At 45.5% G+C, this 19,050-nt stretch carries 14 protein-coding genes; 9 read left to right on the top strand and 5 right to left on the bottom strand.

The features are described 5' to 3' along the window. Positions 1–143 precede the first annotated feature (143 nt). Together F0229_RS03055 and udp are read left to right on the top strand one after the other, a co-directional pair. Positions 144–2,501, top strand: coding sequence for a zinc/cadmium/mercury/lead-transporting ATPase (locus tag F0229_RS03055; protein WP_102429146.1), 2,358 nt, complete (start codon positions 144–146; stop codon positions 2,499–2,501). 282 nt (positions 2,502–2,783) lie between these two features. Next, positions 2,784–3,542, top strand: coding sequence for a uridine phosphorylase (udp, locus tag F0229_RS03050; protein WP_017065292.1), 759 nt, complete (start codon positions 2,784–2,786; stop codon positions 3,540–3,542). Between the two features lie 213 nt (positions 3,543–3,755). On the opposite strand, the gene F0229_RS03045 is transcribed toward udp, so the two are convergent. Beyond that, positions 3,756–4,922 (bottom strand): DUF1887 family protein, encoded by a 1,167-nt coding sequence (locus F0229_RS03045; protein WP_017065293.1) that lies wholly within the window; start codon positions 4,920–4,922, stop codon positions 3,756–3,758. Positions 4,923–5,119: 197 nt separating this feature from the next. Next, entirely contained in the window at positions 5,120–7,111 is a 1,992-nt protein-coding gene (locus F0229_RS03040) for a methyl-accepting chemotaxis protein (protein ID WP_048609363.1), read from the bottom strand. Positions 7,112–7,388: 277 nt separating this feature from the next. Between F0229_RS03040 and hinT the strand changes: the two genes are divergently transcribed. The 7 genes from hinT to F0229_RS03005 all read left to right on the top strand — a co-directional run bounded on the left by hinT (position 7,389) and on the right by F0229_RS03005 (position 13,960). Continuing rightward, the gene (hinT, locus tag F0229_RS03035) at positions 7,389–7,739 is read left to right on the top strand and encodes a purine nucleoside phosphoramidase (protein ID WP_017065295.1); all 351 of its coding nucleotides are present in this window, start codon (positions 7,389–7,391) and stop codon (positions 7,737–7,739) included. 277 nt (positions 7,740–8,016) lie between these two features. Beyond that, on the top strand, positions 8,017–9,408 hold the full coding sequence (locus tag F0229_RS03030) for a COG3014 family protein (protein WP_017065296.1): 1,392 nt from the start codon (positions 8,017–8,019) through the stop codon (positions 9,406–9,408). Then, complete coding sequence (locus tag F0229_RS03025) at positions 9,408–9,791, top strand: YcfL family protein (protein WP_017060222.1); 384 nt, start codon at positions 9,408–9,410, stop codon at positions 9,789–9,791. Before F0229_RS03030 ends, F0229_RS03025 begins: the two co-directional genes overlap by 1 nt. 88 nt (positions 9,792–9,879) lie before the next feature. Beyond that, positions 9,880–10,470: a penicillin-binding protein activator LpoB gene (gene lpoB / locus F0229_RS03020; RefSeq protein WP_017060223.1), complete on the top strand. Its 591-nt coding sequence runs from the start codon at positions 9,880–9,882 to the stop codon at positions 10,468–10,470. A 185-nt stretch (positions 10,471–10,655) separates the two neighbouring features. Then, the gene (locus tag F0229_RS03015; RefSeq protein ID WP_171732199.1) at positions 10,656–11,510 is read left to right on the top strand and encodes a phosphotransferase; all 855 of its coding nucleotides are present in this window, start codon (positions 10,656–10,658) and stop codon (positions 11,508–11,510) included. Positions 11,511–11,618: 108 nt separating this feature from the next. Further along, the gene (gene ycfP / locus F0229_RS03010) at positions 11,619–12,158 is read left to right on the top strand and encodes an alpha/beta hydrolase YcfP (RefSeq protein ID WP_009847155.1); all 540 of its coding nucleotides are present in this window, start codon (positions 11,619–11,621) and stop codon (positions 12,156–12,158) included. A gap of 512 nt (positions 12,159–12,670) precedes the next feature. Next, positions 12,671–13,960, top strand: a complete 1,290-nt coding sequence (locus F0229_RS03005) for an NAD(P)/FAD-dependent oxidoreductase (protein ID WP_009847154.1) — start codon at positions 12,671–12,673, stop codon at positions 13,958–13,960. 111 nt (positions 13,961–14,071) lie between these two features. Here the strand turns inward: F0229_RS03005 and F0229_RS03000 are convergent, their stop codons facing one another. From F0229_RS03000 to mfd, 3 genes are all read right to left on the bottom strand, one after another. Beyond that, positions 14,072–14,617 (bottom strand): GNAT family N-acetyltransferase, encoded by a 546-nt coding sequence (locus F0229_RS03000; protein WP_017060225.1) that lies wholly within the window; start codon positions 14,615–14,617, stop codon positions 14,072–14,074. Between the two features lie 137 nt (positions 14,618–14,754). Continuing rightward, positions 14,755–15,522 (bottom strand): peptidoglycan binding protein CsiV, encoded by a 768-nt coding sequence (locus F0229_RS02995; RefSeq protein WP_171732198.1) that lies wholly within the window; start codon positions 15,520–15,522, stop codon positions 14,755–14,757. A gap of 63 nt (positions 15,523–15,585) precedes the next feature. Next, entirely contained in the window at positions 15,586–19,047 is a 3,462-nt protein-coding gene (gene mfd / locus F0229_RS02990) for a transcription-repair coupling factor (protein WP_171732197.1), read from the bottom strand. Positions 19,048–19,050 lie beyond the last annotated feature (3 nt).

The raw sequence follows: 19,050 nt of genomic DNA, 5'->3' as shown, positions 1-19,050 counted from the left end.
CTGGCATAATATTTTTGTTTTCTTGAAAACTTCTTCTTGACCTTGGAGTAGCCTCCAAGGTTTATACTTTTGATGAACTTAAGGTTCTGTTGCTCGTAAGTTAGCAACAACCTCAAGGCTTTTGAGTATTAAGGAGATACATTATGTGCGCAAAACATGCAGCGTGCCGCTCAGCAAAAGTGGACGTTCAACCTCAAGCGGCAGGAGCAAGTTGCTCTAGCCCTAAAATTTCAAGCATCACAGCAGCAGGCACTTCATCTGGTTGTTGTAGCTCTTCTGCTGCTCCGTCATCGTCTGGAGATGATTGTTGTAGCTCGTCGGACAGTGGAGAAGAAGACAGTCAGTCCTCAACTTTATCTCTCGATGCCAAATTTTCGAAAAGTTGGCTGGTTGCCGGAATGGACTGCCCAGCTTGTGCAAGAAAAATAGAAAACGCGATCAGCAATATTGACGGTGTTATTCAAGCGAAGGTTCTCTTTGCTACCGAAAAGCTGGTTGTGAAATTCGATAATGAAAGCATTGCTGACACCATTGAACAGGTCTCTATCAAAACCGGTTTCCCTCTTACGGAAGTCGGTTCAAAGAAAGAAAAACAACAACCTGAGACTTTTTGGCAAGCTCATATTCAACCTAATTTACAGATTATCGCGATTGCAGCGGCAATGCTGTTTGCAGTGCTTGTGAAAAGCACCTCACCTCAATTAAGTGAAGGCTTGTTTACGGTAACTTGTCTGCTTGGTTTATATCCGGTGGCGAAAAAAGCGGTTCAGTTGGCACGCTCAGGAACACCATTTGCTATTGAAACCTTAATGAGTGTTGCCGCGCTGGGTGCTTTGTACCTTGGCGAAACTGTGGAAGCTGCGATGGTTCTATTGTTGTTCTTGATTGGTGAGCGCTTAGAAGCGTTTGCTTCATCTCGAGCAAGAAGTGGCGTTCAAGCGCTAATGGCATTGGTACCAGAAAACGCGACTAAGATCATCAACGGCGAACGTGTAGAAGTTGCCGTCAGTGAACTGGTTCCAGGTGATGTGATTGAAGTGGCTGCGGGCTCTCGTTTACCTGCTGACGGACAATTGATTACAGACGCGGCAAGCTTTGATGAAAGTGCGTTAACCGGTGAATCTGTTCCTGTTGAACATATCGAAGGTAACAGCATCATGGCTGGCGCTGTGGTGGTCGATAAAGTGGTTCGTATCACCATCACTTCAAAACAGGGTGAGAACGCGATCGATCGCATTCTTCATCTGATTGAAGAAGCAGAGTCTCGTAAAGCACCACTAGAGCGATTCCTCGATAAGTTCAGCCGTTGGTACACACCGTTAATGATGGTAGTGGCTCTGTTGGTCATCATCACACCACCATTGTTGTTTGCGCAGCCATGGGAAACATGGGTTTACCGTGGCCTAGCGCTATTGTTGATTGCTTGTCCGTGTGCCTTGGTTATCTCGACTCCTGCAGCGATTACCTCTGGCTTAGCAGCAGCAGCGAAACGTGGCGCGCTCATTAAAGGCGGCGCAGCGCTAGAGCAGCTTGGTAAAATCCAAACCATCGCCTTCGATAAGACAGGCACACTGACCGAAGGTAAGCCTCAGGTTACGGATATTCAACCTCTATCGGGGTGGCAACAAGACGCGATGCTGCGTGTGGTTGGGGCGATTGAAGTTGGCTCTACTCACCCGTTGGCGCAGTCACTTGTCGCTAAAGTAAAAGACCTGAATATTGAGATTCCTGAATCACACAACAAGAAAGCGTTGATTGGTAGTGGTGTTGAAGGGGATGTTGATGGTGTTAAGTATCAGGTTCTGTCACCGTCTAAAGTCACGTTCGAACTTGGTGCCGATGTGGTTTCTCAGGTAGAAGCATTAGAAGGTGAGGGCAAGACGGTTGTGGTTGCTCTTGAGGTTAAAGATCAAGAAGAATCAACAGAGCAAGCTACGACGGTGATTGGTCTGATTGCTTGGCAAGATACGTTACGTAGTGACGCTAAGCTTGCGATTGAACGACTTAATGAATTAGGTATTCAATCTATCATGTTGACCGGCGATAATCCGCGCAGTGCAGCAGCGATCAGTAGCAAGATTGGTATGCAGTACAAGGCAAGCCTATTGCCAAGCGACAAGGTATCTTACGTTGAGGAGTTATCTCAACAGTCGCACGTGGCGATGGTCGGTGATGGCATTAATGATGCACCAGCAATGAAAACGGCGAATGTCGGCATCGCAATGGGTGGTGGTACGGATGTCGCTTTGGAAACGGCGGATTCAGCACTGACTCATAACCGTTTAACTGAGCTGCCAGCGATGATTGAACTGTCGCAAGCGACCATGAACAACATCCGTCAAAACGTAGCCCTTGCGCTTGGTTTGAAGGTCGTATTCTTGGTGACAAGCTTGTTAGGTATTACCGGTTTGTGGGTGGCAGTTTTAGCGGATAGTGGTGCAACTGCATTGGTGACATTGAACGCATTGCGTCTGCTTCGATTTAAATCTAAAGCGGACTAAATCGAGCTCACCGACATAGAGCATTCTTAATATAAAAGCGCCTTTAGCGGTAATACGTTAAAGGCGCTTTTTGTCTCATTAGTATGCAACATAGGCGTGCGGATTGCTTATTTTTGTGATGCCAATCGGTTTTTTGTGAAACTTGAATTATTGTTGCGATCATCCATGTGACATGTGTCACTTCATTTTGTAACGAGCTTGGTTAGAGTGTGTTCGTACCCCACGAATTTACTATGAGCTTAAATAAGGGTAAAAAGCCCAATAAGCCAAAAGGAGCGAACTATGTCTCAAGCTGTTTTCCACTTAGGTGTTACTGAAGCAGATCTTAACGGTGCTACTCTTGCGATCATCCCTGGTGATCCTGCTCGTGTGCAAAAAATTGCAGAAGAGATGGAGAACCCAGTATTCCTTGCTAGTCACCGTGAATACACGCTTTACCGCGCAGAGCTAGACGGCAAACCAGTTGTTGTATGTTCAACAGGTATTGGTGGTCCATCGACTTCTATCGCAGTTGAAGAGCTTGCTCAACTTGGTGTTCGCACTTTCCTACGTGTTGGTACGACTGGTGCTATCCAACCTCACGTAAACGTGGGTGACATGATTGTTTCTACAGGTTCTGTTCGTCTAGACGGCGCTAGCCTACACTTTGCTCCTATGGAGTTCCCAGCAGTGGCTGACTTTGAAGTTGCAACAGCAATGAAAGCGGCAGTTGATGAATCAGGTGCAACAGTTCACATGGGCGTAACGGCATCAAGCGATACGTTCTACCCAGGTCAAGAGCGTTACGACACGTTCTCTGGTCGCGTTGTTAAGCGCTTCCAAGGCTCTATGCAAGAATGGCAAGACATGGGCGTTCTAAACTTCGAGATGGAATCTGCAACACTGCTAACTATGTGTGCAAGTTCTGGTCTGAAAGCAGGTTGTGTTGCTGGTGTAATCATCAACCGTACTCAAAAAGAGACGCCTGATCACGACACTCTAAAAGTAACAGAAGCACGTTCAATCAAAGTGGTTGTAGAAGCCGCTCGTAAAATGCTTTAAGTCTTAAAGTGCTCTGAGTTTTAGAGAGCATTAAGTCTTCAAGTGACATTAAATTTTGAAAATGGCCGCATCGTATGATGCGGCCATTTTTTTGTGCCGTCTGAAAGTAATCAATAGAGAAAACAGACAACAAAAAAGGCGAGTGACTTAATCGTCATTCGCCTTTTTAACAATCTGCTTAAGAGCATTGAGCTCTCATGAGCTTATTGGTTTTTAGTACTCTAGATCTTCACTGCCACCCGCAGCTGTAAACCATGCCGTTAGGTGTGTTTTAAGATCTTTCAATTCGTCAGGGCCAATCAATGCAAGGCCAAGATCTTCAGCTCGTGTGATGTCGTTATGGCGAAGAGGGCGGAAGCTCACTAACATTGCACGTGCTTGTAGGCCACCTAGCAGGTCTCTAAGCGATTCCAGTTTGTACAAGGTGTCATCACCATCATCACGCATGCCTTTGGTCTTACATTCGATGATGTGCAGCTTATTGTTCACCACAGAGGCAACATCAAGCTCGTTACGAACCTCACGTTCACCCAGTTGACGGTATACCTGAACATTCAAAGAACGGTCTTGAATGGTCGGCATGTCATCTTGGATCTGCTTAACTGTGCTGTGAACCAATGTTTCAAGCCATTCACCGTTTGAGAAGCGGCGCGCGTCTTCGTTGGCAAAGGTCAAAATACCATTGTCGTAAGTCGCAATTTTAGCTTCAACCAAATCGCTCAGCAGCATGTTGAGCTCGCGATAGCCTTGTTGCTTCTCAGATAGGCCTACATCAAGTTTTTGTTCTTTACGGCAGGTCGTTGCTAGGTAGTTCAATGTCGCAAGGCCAGGGCCTAGTTCGAGTGCGTTACTTGCCCAACGTTCACCCAGTTCATAAAGTTTCTGATCCAGTTGCGGAGACAGCTGAACATCGCTGAATTCACCGCGAGCACCGAACACAGTTAGGTAGTCGTCGATAGTGATGCGGTCTTGAACTTGTGCGTCTTCTTTACCATTAGGGTACAACCAGCAAAGCTTGTCGCTATTTGGTTCAACCACGAAGATTGGCCAGTGGTAAGTACGGAATACTTCGTACACAGAAAGTAGGCGGTGACGGAGGCCACAACTTGCGTTGAGCTTCACTTCTTGACCGCGTGCTTTGAGGTCTTCGGCAAGGGTTTGGATAGATTCTTTAATGACAGATGTATTTACGATGGTCGGAATTTCGAAAAACTCACTCGTAATGTCGCGCTTGTGCAAAACGCTGTCTAAACGTTTGTACATACTGACTTGATTTTTGTCACCGATAAACACGATGTGAGTGCTGACCGTTCGGTTATCAAGTAATGGGGTGAGCAAGCGAATGGGGTCTTGATCGATAATGCCAACATGAACAGCCATATAAATTCCTTAATAGCGGCTCGCTCATAAAGGTGAAAGAAAAAACGGGAAGCAGCAAGCCTTAATAATCATATAATGACAAAGCTCATAAAAAACAAGGGCAACCCTTGATAAAAGTTGCCCTAGCTCAATTAGTCACCACTATTGGGTAAGAAGTCTCAACAATCTCACTAAATATCTATCGATTCTTCATTTATCTATAGTTTGAATTGATGTACTAAATCACCTTGCTGATTCGCCAAAATTGTTAGGTTTTGGCTTGCCTCCGCAATTGAAGACATCGCTTGGTAACTCTTATCTGCGATGTGGTTGATGTCTTCGATGTTGCGTGCAATATCACCAGACGTTTCACTCTGCTCAGCGGCTGCTTGAGAGATGTGTGTACTCATGTGGCTGATCTCTAGAATCAAGGCTTGGATCTCTTCCATCGCACTGTTTGCACTTGAAGCTTGTTGAACCGACATGTCCATATCGCTCATACAGCTTTCAATTACGTTACTTGCAGTTTTCGAGCTTGATTGCAGATTGCTGATCATAGTCTCGATTTCAGAGGTTGATTGAGTGGTCTTCTGTGCTAGCACTCGTACTTCATCGGCAACGACTGCAAAACCACGACCTTGTTCACCTGCACGCGCTGCTTCGATTGCCGCATTAAGTGCAAGTAGGTTGGTCTGTTCAGCAATACCACGAATAACGTCAAGGATTGAACCAATCTGGCTACTCATCTGTTGTAGCTCGCCTACAGCGCCCACTGATTCAGTCAGGCGAACTTCAAGCTGATTAATGGTGCTGATGTTGGTGTTCATGATCTGACGACCAGACTCAGAAGCCGATTCTACTTGTTGAACCATGGTGAGTGAGCTTTGCGCGCTGTTCGCCACTTCTTGTACAGAATGAGACATCTCTGTCATTGCGGTCGCAACAGTCGCGGTTTGCTCACGTTGGCTGTTCAATTGAGCCTGCGTTTCAGATGACGTCTTCTGGTTGACGCTTGCAGTCTTAGTTAAGTCATCTGAAGCATCATTCAACTTCACAAGGATATTGTGCAGGTTGTCAGCCAAGGTGTTGATGTGACGGCTCACGCGGCTGAATTCGTTGTCGTAGCGAATATCGATACGCTGAGTCATATCACCTTCAGTTAGACCTTCTAATGTACCGAGGATGCGAGTTAATGGCTCTCGTACGCTGTGTGCAATGTGGTAACCAATCGCAGCAGCGAACACAGTCACAACAATGCCAATGGCAATCGCGTTGAATAGGCCTTTGTCGTAGATGCTGCTTGCGTCAGCGAGTGATGAGTTAAGTTGCTCTTCAGCGGTCACGTTGAACGAGTCCAAAACAGCCATTGCTTGGTCAACTTCTACGGCTAGGTTGGCGATGTTCACGTACAGCGCTTGCTTGGCTTGTAGGTAGTTGTTGTGTTTGTCTAGTACGCCACCTTTCTGACCAACGTCTTTGGTGAACTTCTGAACTGACTCATCGAAGACATTCTTAAGTGCTGGTAGTTGTGTTGATAGGCCGCGATAAGCGTAGTTAAGATGAGTAACGGCCTTTTTGTTTTGGTTAACGGCTTTCTGAACGAAGGCAACATCAGAGCTCGCAAGTGCATCAGAGGTGATGACTTCTGCATCTTGCAGTTTAATGAAGTAGCTCTTTGCCATCACTTTTACAGAGATGCTTTTTTGGTCGGCGACGTACTCTTTCATGCCAACGGTTAATTCTGAATGTAAACGTTGGAAGTCACGAGAGGCTTTTTGCACTTGTTCTTGCGCTTCGAACATCGCAACGTAGTTGTTCATCGCTTCGTCAGCTTCGGCGAAGTAGCGTTCTTCCATTGCTCTTAATTGCGCGATACGTTCAATAAGTGAAGCATTGTTTTGGCTTGCCGCTTCTAAACTACCGAGAACTTCTGAAAACGAGTTTTGTGATGCAGCAAATTCTGTACGCATTGCAGACATGCGTTCAGCGTTTTGTGTGGTTAAGAAATCTTTGAATGACTTATCAGCAGAAAGCAATTGAACACTTGTTTGATTTGAAAGCGCAACAAGTGGCAATGAGGTTTCTGAGACACTCTCAAAATTGCTGTGTATCTGATTCATGCTGTTCATCATGATGGTTATCGTGACTGCGAACATGATGATGATCAGTGCGAAACCAGCGTACATACGCTTGATCACAGATCCCTTCATGGCTTTCTCCCTAAATAAAAATGCAGACCTAATGTCAGGTCAAAGTAAAACTAACAAAATTGTCAGCATTCTATTGAGCTCGGCTTACGCGTTTTATGACGCATACGTCAAAAATAACGCTCAGTTATAACCAACATGCCATTCTTGAGAGCTAAGGCTCGTTTTCTTTGATTTGAACGGTGTTTTTTATTATGCTTTAAAGCAGATTTATTGTGGTTTGATGCGGCATAGCGCATACTCAAAGCATTAAAAAATAAATGTTTTATCGGAGAGAAACATGGCTGAAGAAACCATTTTTACTAAGATCATCAACAAAGAAATCCCAGCAGATCTACTATACCAAGACGATTTAGTAACCGCATTCCGCGATATTAACCCTCGTGCGCCAAGCCATATCCTAATCATCCCAAACAAGCTGATTCCGACAACCAACGATGTTGAAGTCGAAGATGAAGCGATGATGGGGCGCATGTTTACTGTTGCTCGTAAGTTAGCAAAAGAAGAAGGCATCGCAGAAGATGGCTATCGTCTTATCGTGAACTGTAACTCTCACGGTGGCCAAGAGGTTTATCATATTCACATGCACTTGGTTGGCGGCCGTCCACTTGGCCCCCTATTAATGAGCTAATGAAAAGCTAACGAGTTAATGAAAGCTAATGAGCTAGTTTAAACGCGCTCATTAGTGGGTTAACACAAGTAGTTAGTTGGAAAATTTGTAGTTTGTATGCCAACTTTAAGTTCTATCTGTTGTCTGAATGTCGGCATCGCTTAGGCAGAGGCTAAATCAGTAGGGTTTCAACTGGCTTGAGATCCTTTTTACAACGCGTTTCGTTTTGATAATGAGACCATTAAAGGTCAGCAGACCCTAATAAAGTAGGCATTTTAAACATGCACGGAGACGATAAGTGAAGCAACAGTTTAGATTCGCTTCCATTGCCCTGTTATCGGCGTTGACCGTAGGTTGTGCGAGTATGTCTGCAGGAAGCCTGTTCAGTCATTACAGCGCACAAAACAAAGCGATCTACCAAGCCGTTAAATCTGGAGATTATTCAGAGGCTCAGCAAGAGCTACCAGATTACGCGGCAGGCGACATCCTTGATAACTTTGAAAGAGGCAGAATTAATCTGCTGGATCAAAAATACCCTGAGAGTAAGGCTTCGTTTGAAGTGGCTGATCAGGCGGTTACTGAGCAGCAACGCAAAGCCGTGATCTCAATCTCAGACAGTGCAACCAGTGTGGGTGCGTTGGCTGTGAATGACAATATTACCGAGTATGTGCCAGCCGATTACGAGTTGGGCTTTCTTCATCTGTATCTCGGTTTAAATTACCTCAAGAAAAACGATTTAGAAGGTGCGGTGATCGAAATGCGTCGCGCCAACCAAGTTCAAGAACAAGCGAAGAAGCAACGCGAGGCTGAGTTAGACAAAGCAGCCAGCGATGCGAAGAAGCAAGGCTTGTCTGCCAATGTGGGTAGCATCCTTGCCAATTACCCTGATGCGGGTAAGAAACTGCAGTCAGTACAGAATGCGTATCTGATGTTCTTGTCTGGTCTGCTTTATGAAGCGTCAAATGATTTAAACAGCGCCTACGTTGACTATCGTCGTGCTTTGGCTGTGATGCCAGATAACCAAGAAATCATCGATAGAACCATGGCAACAGCCGCTCGTTTAGGGATGCGACAAGATTTAGCAACATTAGAAAAACGCTATAAGCAATCTTCTAAACTTAGTGCAGGTGAAGGGCGAGTGATTGTTCTTCAAGAGCAGAGCGCTGTGCAAGCTATGGACAGTTGGCGACTGGATTTGCCTGTTTATGACAGTCGCGATCAGGGGGCAATATACTCTCTTGCGCTGCCATATTACCCAAGTCAAAACGTAGAGCGTTTTTCTGCCTTGCGAATCAGCGGACAGCCGCTACAAGAACATTTGATCACTGATGTAAACGCGATGGCGCAGAACGATCTATCGGAACGTATGACAAGCATTGTTATTCGCCAAGCGCTACGTGTAGTCGCGAAAGATCGCATTCGAAAAGAAGCAACCAAAGGCGATGATGTCGGTAATATTCTGTTCAACGTGTGGAACACACTGACAGAGCAACCAGACACTCGCAGTTGGCAATCATTACCTGCAGAGATTAAGAGCAGTACGTTTGTAGCAAATAGCGGTCAATATACGTTGGAAGCGGGCGCTAAAACCTACGATTTTGATATTCGAGAAGGGCAGACCACTTTGGTATGGATTTCTCGACAAGGAAACAACGCAACAATGTGGCATAAACAGCTAGGGAGGCTGTAATGAAAAAGTGGTTAGTGAGCTTAGCAGCGGTTATGGCTCTGGCTGGTTGTGCTGATAATACAGCTGGCGTAAGGGTCGATAGTCTGACTCAGAACGTTTTCTTTGGTGACAAGGTATTGGGCAGCCGTTTACAGGTTGAAGATATTCGCACCGATCTGGTCGACGGTCATACGCGAGGAATCGTTCGTTTAAACAGTAACTATAAAGGCGATCAACATATTCTTTATCGTTTTTACTGGTACGACGATGCCGGGCTTGAGGTCAACCTTAAACAAGGTCCTTGGAAGCAAGCGATTGTTCGTGGTTTTGAAAGTATTTCGTTGTCGGAAGTGTCGGTAAACCCGAAAGCGACTCAGTTCAGAGTCCAGTTCCGAGAGCAGTAAGTTAGATTAAACGGGTCTCATGATTCGTAAATACAAGAATTTAAGAGTGTGGGTAAAACCCCGCTCAGTGATAAGTTGAGGAAACAAAATGAAAAAGAGTGTCATTGCGCTACTAGGTTTAGCGGTTATTTTAGGCGGTTGTTCAAACAAGGTAAGCTACGGTGATGCACAAGCAGTAGAAACCACGACAATCGATTTCGGTTCAACTGACCTTCAAACGATTGCGGGTGAAATGGTCGATAGCATGATGGCGTCTGGTTCTGTGTCTTACATTACTCGTGAACAGCGTCCAATCGTGTTTGTAGAGCGAATCAAGAACAAAACAAGTGAGCACATCGATACTGAGTCAATCACTGACACTATCAGTACTAAGATGCTGAACTCTGGTAAGTTCCGTTTCGTTGATATGGACCGTGTAGAGTCTGTTCGTGACCAATTGAACTTCCAAAACAACGATGAGCTTGTAAACCAAAGTTCAGCGATTCAATTCGGTAAAATGGTTGGTGCTCAGTACATGCTGTACGGCAACCTATCAAGCATCGTTAAGAAAGCGGGTAGCGATGAAGACGTATACTACAAAATGACGATGCGTCTAATGGATCTTGAGTCTGGCTTGATTGAATGGGCTGACGAGACTGAAATCCGTAAGCAACAATCTAAGAGCCTACTAGGCCTTTAATTTCGCTTACTTGCCAACTATGCGCAGCCGGATTTGACAATGTCTAGTATTGGCAGCGCTTAATCTTGACAGCGTATAGCTTGGTCACACGCCAATGCAGTGCATGATGTGCTGTTTATGAAGAGACACTGGCTTTTGGTCAGTGTCTTTTTTGTAGGGAATGAAGACGTTTATAGGGAGTAAATATGGCAATTTTTTCTTGGTCTGAGGCTAAGCTTCTTGATACCAGTTTGAGTTCGCTTGACGGTTACTTTTCTGAGCCTCCAGTTAGAGCACAGACATTAACAGGCGGTTTGACCAATCGATGTTGGAAGTTGGTCGATGCCGATGGTACTGCGTATGTTTGGCGTCCAATCACTCCCATCACCAAAGCCTTCTTTATCTCTCGTCATGAAGAGTATCAAGTGCTTTCCGCAATTGAGCGTCTAGGTATTGGACCAAGTCCAATAGTGGTCAATGAGCAAGGCTTATTGGTTGAATGGATTGCGGGTGAGACGCTTTACGAAGGCTTAGAGCTTGATGATTTGTTGAAGACTCTGATCTCGGTGCATTTGGTTAACACCGCGCGATTGCCGCTCCAACCGTTCAGTTTCACAGCGCGAGTCGATCATTACTGGCTGCAACTTGATTCGATTCATAAGACTGAAACCTGCACCAAGATTTATCAAGAGTGGCGCGTGGCTCCAAGTATCCCAAATGTTGACCTGTCTTTGTGCCATTTTGATTTAGGTGGTTATAACTTAGTGAGAAATAGCGATGGGATTAAGATTATTGATTGGGAATATGCAGCATTAGCTGACCCTAGACTTGATCTTACGTTGACCATTGCTGTTGCAGGATTACCAGTTGCTGAAGCCGTTAACAAGTACTGTCAGCTGCGAGGCATCCATGATGCCCAACCTTGGCTTGATGGGGTAGAAGCATGGTTACCAAGAAGCCAAATGATGGCGATGCTGTGGTATTTGCTTGCTCATCAGCTCTGGGGCGATGAAAGTTATCTGCGTGAAGCGGAGGCTCTGAGTCACACTTTATGTAGCTAGGATCACGTTTAGGAAGTGAAAAATATAATTTCTCAGCTGTTACCTTTAAAACCTTGTTTTTCGTGTTAGATTGATCAAAACGTACCAATATTCAACGGGGGAGGTACAATGATTATCTATCTACATGGCTTCGACTCAACAAGCCCGGGCAATCACGAAAAAATACTGCAGTTGCAATTCATTGATGATGACGTTCGTTTCATCAACTACAGTACTTTGCATCCAAAACACGATATGCAGCATCTGCTAAAAGAAGTGCATAAGGTGATAGAGCAATCCGATGATCCGCATCCCATTATTTGTGGTGTAGGTTTAGGTGGTTTTTGGTCTGAGCGTATTGGTTTCTTATGTGGGATTAAGCAGGTGGTGTTCAACCCTAATCTGCACCCTGAGAATAACATGGTAGGTCGAATTGACCGTCCAGAAGAGTACGAAGACATCGCAACTAAATGTGTTGCTCAGTACCGTATGAAAAACAAAGGACGCTGTTTAGTGGTGCTTTCTCGTGAAGATGAAATTCACGACAATACCAAAACAGCTGCCGCGCTAGAAGATTACTATGATGTAATCTGGGATGAGAAAGAGAGTCATAAATTCAAAAAGATCTCTCAACATCTTCAAGCAATGAAAGCGTTCAAAAACGCTTAATCAATCCAGATGTTTTATAAAAGCAGTGCTCAATGAGTGCTGCTTTTTCACATCTGAATCTTAGAGATTGGTATTGATAAAGTAGTTGTATATGTTTTATCGGTCGGTTTGTGCATTTATAGATCAGTTTGCGCAAACGTTAACTAATTCGTCGCGAATCCTCATTGAGGGTAAGGATTTTTTTGTTGCGGTCATCTTTTTGCTATATATAATGTTCCCAAGCAAAATATTTTGACAAATATCAAAAAAAATTGAGAGCGAGTGAAAAAACTTGCCCATAATTTGTGTTCTGCCTCTCAGGTAGTCACCTTTTTTATCCAAGTGAGCAAAGCGGCAAGCCAATGTTTGTTGCTTGTAACCCCTCTAACTACTCGGTGAGCTGTCGTTATTCTTTTTCGCGGTAATCCAATTTGTAACAGCCTTCGCATTCAAGGCCGAGTAGATACATAGAATTTATCGGTTGGAGTAATCGAGCCGAACCCCATTTATTCATTTTGTAGAGGATTGTCATTGTGACAAAAATTATCGTAGTAGGCGGTGGAGCTGGTGGTTTAGAACTAGCAACTAAGCTAGGCCGCACTTTAGGTCGTAAAAAGCGTGCCCAGATTACTCTGGTAGATCGTAAAGCAAGCCACCTATGGAAACCATTACTTCATGAAGTAGCAACGGGTTCATTGGACGAGGGTGTTGATGCGTTAAGCTACCGCGCACACGCAAAAAACCATTACTTCGATTTCCAAATGGGCAGCCTGAACGATATCGATCGTGAGCGTAAAGTGATTGCACTAAGCGAGCTTACAGACGAGCACGGTGAACTGCTGATGCCAAGCCGTGAACTTGAATACGATATTCTAGTGATGGCGCTAGGCTCAACGTCAAACGACTTCAACACTCCAGGCGTTCGTGACAACTGTATTTTCCTTGATAGCCCAGAGCAAGCACACCGTTTCCGTACAGAAATGAACAATCAGTTCTTAAAGCTTCACGCTAAGAACGGTCAAGGCACGGTAGACATCGCGATTGTTGGTGCTGGTGCAACTGGTGTAGAGCTTTCTGCAGAGCTACACAACGCCGTTAAAGAACTTCGTACTTACGGCTTCGGCGACCTAGATTCAAGCAAGCTGAACGTAAACCTAGTTGAAGCGGGTGAGCGTATTCTTCCAGCTCTACCTCCTCGTATTTCAAGTGCAGCACACTCTGAGCTAACCAAGCTTGGTGTGAACGTTCGTACGAATACGATGGTGACTCAGGCGGATTCTGACGGCCTAACAACCAAAGATGGTGACAAGATCCCAGCTCAAATCATGGTATGGGCAGCAGGTATCAAAGCACCAGATTTCATGAAAGATATCGGTGGTCTTGAAACCAACCGTATCAACCAGTTGGTTGTGAAGAACACGCTGCAAACAACACTGGATGACAACATCTTTGCAATCGGTGACTTGGCGCAATGTACACAAGCAGACGGTTCATTCGTTCCGCCACGTGCACAAGCGGCTCACCAAATGGCAAGCTGTGCATTCAGCAACATCATTGCTAAGTTGAACGGTCGTGACCTGAAAGACTACATCTACAAAGACAAAGGCTCGCTAGTTTCACTTAGCCGTTTCTCTACGGTAGGTAGTTTGATGGGTAACCTGACGAAAGGCTCGATGATGGTCGAAGGTCGTATTGCTCGTGTGGTTTACATCTCTTTGTACCGCATGCACCAGATGGCGCTTCACGGCTTAATCAAAACATCACTGATGATGCTGGTTGGTCGTATTAACCGTGTACTTCGTCCAAACCTAAAGCTTCACTAATCAGGTAAGCCTTCTCAGAGCATTACGCTGATAATAAAAAAGAGCTCTTCGGAGCTCTTTTTTGATCGTGTCGATTATGGATTATCGCAGGTGTTGAACTCATTTCTGCTGTTAAGACGTTGGAGGTAGCACAGAATAAACCACGCCATCTTTCGGCTTACCGTTAAACAGAAATCGATTCTGGGCAATGGTTTCTCGCTCAGCTCCACACTTCTCGATCAACTTTTGGCTGGGTAGGTTCTCGGTATCGCAGACAATCTCCAAACGCGTTAACTTGAGTTGCGCGAAACAAAATTCAAATAGGGCGAACATCGCTTCTTTGGCGATCCCTCTCCTTTGAAAGTCATCACCGACCCAATAACCTAAACTCGCCATATTAAAGGTGTGGTAAAGCTCATTAATGGCAACCATACCGACTAACTTATCGCTTTTTCGTTCAAAGATGCCAAAGCCAAACGCATCGGCTTTCACCCAGTTCAGGCGAGTTGCCAGAATAAATTTCTCGGCCTCGACGATAGAAAACTCTTTATGACACCAGTCGACCCATGGCAGCAAGCTAGGGGAGGACTTAACCAGCTGAGAAAATTCTTGAGCATCTGAGGCCTCAATGATTTTAAGGCTAAGATTTTGTGTGTTGATCTGAAATTCAGGGCTCATAGAGCGTACCAAGTAACGTGTAAGTACTGAGCAAAGAGAGTCAGTACAGAATAAAGATAGATAGCACTTAATAAAACGCCCTCACTAGGAGGGCGGATTGAATTATTTATATAATTATAGCCGAATCGGCAAGTAATTTACTGCGCTACACGTCTAACTTGAATCACTATTCCAAGAAGTGGGTGGTCAAGGTAATGAGTTTCTGTACTGCGCATACGACGTTTTTGGTCCATGCGGTAGCTCTTAAGGAACTCTTGGACTTCAACCGTCGGAGAAATTTCAGTTAGATTGCCCACCTGGACGTTGCTTTCTGCGCCACTTACTGGTGAATCTAGCTCAATTTGTTGCTCTTGTAGAGTCACTTCACGAACGCTTGGCGCTTTTAAATCTAATGTCGTTTCAGCGTATAGGTAGTGCTGAACGTAGATTTGCAGCTTGCCGTCTAATTCGTAGAGTGGCTTATCAATGGTCTCTTCTTGGAACCCATCAGCGCTGCCTGCAGTGATTGCGCCTTTTTCAGAGCCATCAGCATTAAACTGTTTAGAGAAATCTTTACCTGCTTGAATATGGAAAACAGGTGCCGAGCTCTTACCTTGGTCGCCTTGACGCCAAGCGGTATGCATCAGAACTTCAAAGCCAGCGTGTTTACGTAGCTTGTCTTTCTGAGGCGTTAACTTGTATTCCGAGTAAGGTAGCATTTGAACGCCTTTCTTTGCTCGGTATTGGGTATCTTGAAATGAACCAACGCGTTCAAGTGAAATCTTAGGCTGTGTATTTGGCCAAGATTCGTTCACCTTCTCTGCATCAACAGCGCGCTTAAAAATGATCACTTCTATATCAAATTGTCTCTGCGCCAAACTTGGCAGTGAGACGAACAATAGTAGCAGTGGGATCAGTCTTTTCATTTTTACTCCGTCTTCCAGCCGAACTACCGGCTGGATAATTTATATGTGCAAGTGGATTGGGTCTTATGCTGAAGGCAGCAAGTTTTGTCTGAATTCGCCCAATAAATCACTAACAAATTGAATTCGTTTCCGTCTGTCGACCAATGGTATCGTAAACTTGAACTTTGTTGGTCCTTCCATTGAAAACTTTTGCGGTTGAGATTGCAACAGTTTAACAAGGTAGGTCGGGTTTATGTCAGCATCCGGGTAGAATTCTAAGAATCCACCCTTATCGTGGGCTTCAATTTTCTTCGCTTTGATAGACGCTGCGGCTAATTTTAGCTCAGAAACTGATAACAAGTTCTTGGTTGCATCAGGCAGAAGGCCGAAGCGATCAATCAGCTCGACTTTCAACTCTGCCAATTCGTCGGAGTCACTCACACTCGCAATACGCTTATAGGTAGACAAACGTGTATTGATGTCTGGGATGTAGTCATCTGGTAATAGTGCTGGCAAACGCATCTCAATTTCAGTTTGTTCACGCAGTAGGTCATCAAGCGATGGCTCTCGACCTTCCTTCAATGCTTCAACCGCTTGTTCAAGCATCTCCATGTACAAGGTGAAACCAACTGACTGGATTTGGCCACTCTGTTCATCACCTAACAGCTCACCCGCACCACGAATCTCTAAATCGTGAGTTGCTAAGGTAAAGCCTGCGCCCAAGTCTTCGAGCGAAGCTATCGCATCCAATCGCTTGATCGCATCTTTGGTCATTGCTTTAGGGTGTGGCGTTAACAAGTAAGCATAAGCTTGGTGGTGCGAACGACCTACACGACCACGTAATTGGTGCAGCTGTGCTAAACCAAGGTTATCGGCTCTGTCCATCAAGATGGTATTTGCCGTTGGTACGTCGATACCGGTTTCAATGATGGTTGTACACACCAGTAAGTTGAAGCGCTGGTGGTAGAAGTCATTCATGATGCGTTCCAGTTCGCGCTCTCGCATCTGGCCATGAGCTACAGTCACGCGCGCCTCTGGAATCAGCTTTTGCAATGACTCTGCTGTTTTCTCAATCGTGTCGACTTGGTTGTGTAGGAAGTAAACCTGGCCACCACGCATGATTTCACGCAGCACCGCTTCTCTGACGATGGCATCATCACTCTCGCGAACGAAGGTTTTAATTGCCAAGCGTCGTGCGGGTGGTGTAGCGATGATCGAAAGGTCACGCATGCCACTCATTGCCATGTTCAGCGTTCGCGGGATCGGTGTCGCAGTAAGCGTTAGAATATCGACATCCGCACGCATCGCTTTCACTTTCTCTTTCTGACGTACACCAAATCTGTGTTCTTCATCGACAACCAGCAGGCCTAGGTCTTTAAACTTAATATCGCTCGAAAGCAGCTTGTGAGTCCCGACTAGGATATCCACTTTACCGTCGGCGACATCTTGCATGATTAGTTTTTGCTCTTTAGCTGATTTGAATCGGGATAGAACCTCAACACGAATCGGCAAGTTGGCGAAACGGTCACGGAAGTTTTCGAAGTGTTGCTGAGCAAGTAGAGTAGTAGGAACTAAAACCGCTACTTGTTTGCTGTTGTCGGTACAAACGAATGCTGCACGCATCGCGACTTCGGTTTTACCAAAGCCAACATCACCACACACCAAACGGTCCATGGCTTTGGCTTGGCACATATCAGACATAACAGCATTGATGGCCATCGCTTGGTCATCGGTTTCTTCAAACGGGAAGCCAGATTTGAAAGTCGCGTATTGGCCGCGGTCGAGTACAAACTTGTAGCCAGGTTTTAGCTCACGCTTAGCGTAAACATCAAGTAGCTCTGCTGCAACATCACGGACTTTCTCCGCGGCGCGTTTACGCGCTTTTTGCCACGCTTCGCCACCGAGTTTATGTAGCGGTGCAGAATCTTCAGCGCCACCCGAGTAACGCCCGATTAAGTTCAAAGAAGCAACGGGCACGTACAGCTTGGCATCGTTTTGGTACTCAAGTGTCACGTATTCGGTTTTCATGCCACCGGCTTCGAGTGTCTGCAAGCCGATGTAGCGACCAATACCGTGGTCAATGTGCACTACAGGTTGACCTGGTTTAAGTTCGGCTAAGTGACGAATGACAGTGTCGCTGTTAACACTTTTTTTGTCTTTCTTACGGCGCTGAACAACGCGATCACCCAACAGGTCGCTTTCACAGATAAGGGCGATGTTTTGCTCTTCATGGATAAAACCGTGTTCAGCAGAGCCAAGGATGAGGCTGAACTTGTCTTTGCCTTTAATTGAGGCATCGAGGTTTTCAACTTCGCTTGGTCGTACTTTAATACCACGAAGCAGTTCACTCAGCGCTTCACGACGACCTTCTGATTCAACCGAAAATACTACTTTGCCGTCGAAGGCTTCTGTGAACTTTCTTAGGTTAGCTAAAGGTTCTTTATTTTGATGCTGAACACTGAGATCAGGAAGAGACACAACCGGAAGGTTGGTACGTCCAGCTTTCTCTTCAATTGAATCTAAGCTCAGATTGACTTGTGGCTTCTGTTTGAAGTGTGCGAACAGCTCGTCTTTCTTCAGCCACAGTTGTTCAGGCGTGAGAAGTGGCCGTAATGGGTCAACACCGCGCTGTTCGTATCGATGAGCAACGTCCGTTAGGAATGAGTCTACTGCAGTCTCGACATCACCTAGAATCAGCAGTTGCGCTTCATCGGCAACGTAATCAAACAAGGTTTCTGTGTGATCGAAGAACAGCGGTTGCCAGTACTCGATACCAGCAGGCCAAGTACCCTTAGAAACCTGCATATAAACCGATTCTGGTTCGCGGCGCGCATCAAATTGTTGGCGCCAGCGAATGCGGAAATCTTCAATAGCACTTTCAGAGGTTGGGAACTCGTGAGCTGGCAGCAAACGGATCTCAGAGATGTCTTCAATAGAGCGCTGATTTTCAGGATCGAAAGTACGGATGGTGTCGATCTCGTCATCGAAGAAGTCGATACGATACGGGTCTTTGCTGCCCATTGGGAACAAGTCGAGAATTGAACCTCGACTCGCATACTCACCCGGGCCAAACACTTGGTCTACATAACGATAGCCAGACTTTTCAAGTTGAAGACGCAGCTTCTCTAACGAGTACAGATCGCCCGTTTTCACCATTAACGTGTGTTGTAGCAAAAAGTCTCGCGGTGACTGGCGTTGCAATAACGTGCTGATCGGAACAATCGTGATGCCATCTTTTAATGTTGGCAGTGCGTAAAGGCGTGCGATACGATCTGAGATGATCTCTTGGTGCGGCGAGAAGCTATCGTATGGCAGCGTTTCCCAGTCAGGGAATAATGCGACTTCATGTGCCGTAAACTGTTCAATTTCAGATTGAAGCTTAAGCGCCACTTGTGGGTCGGGTACAGCCAAGACGGTATGGCTGTTGTGTTGCTCTGCGAGTTTGGCAATGGCAAGAGCGAGAGACGAACCGACTAGGTTACCGATGTGCTTTTTGTCACCGGCACCTTTAAGTTTAGGTAGTGTAAATATGGATTTTTTGGTCATGTT

The organism is Vibrio sp. AIC-3, from assembly GCF_013114515.1.
Classification (GTDB): domain Bacteria; phylum Pseudomonadota; class Gammaproteobacteria; order Enterobacterales; family Vibrionaceae; genus Vibrio; species Vibrio crassostreae_C.
The sequence above is the reverse complement of the archived record's forward strand: the minus strand, read 5'-3'. Positions and strand labels throughout refer to the sequence as shown.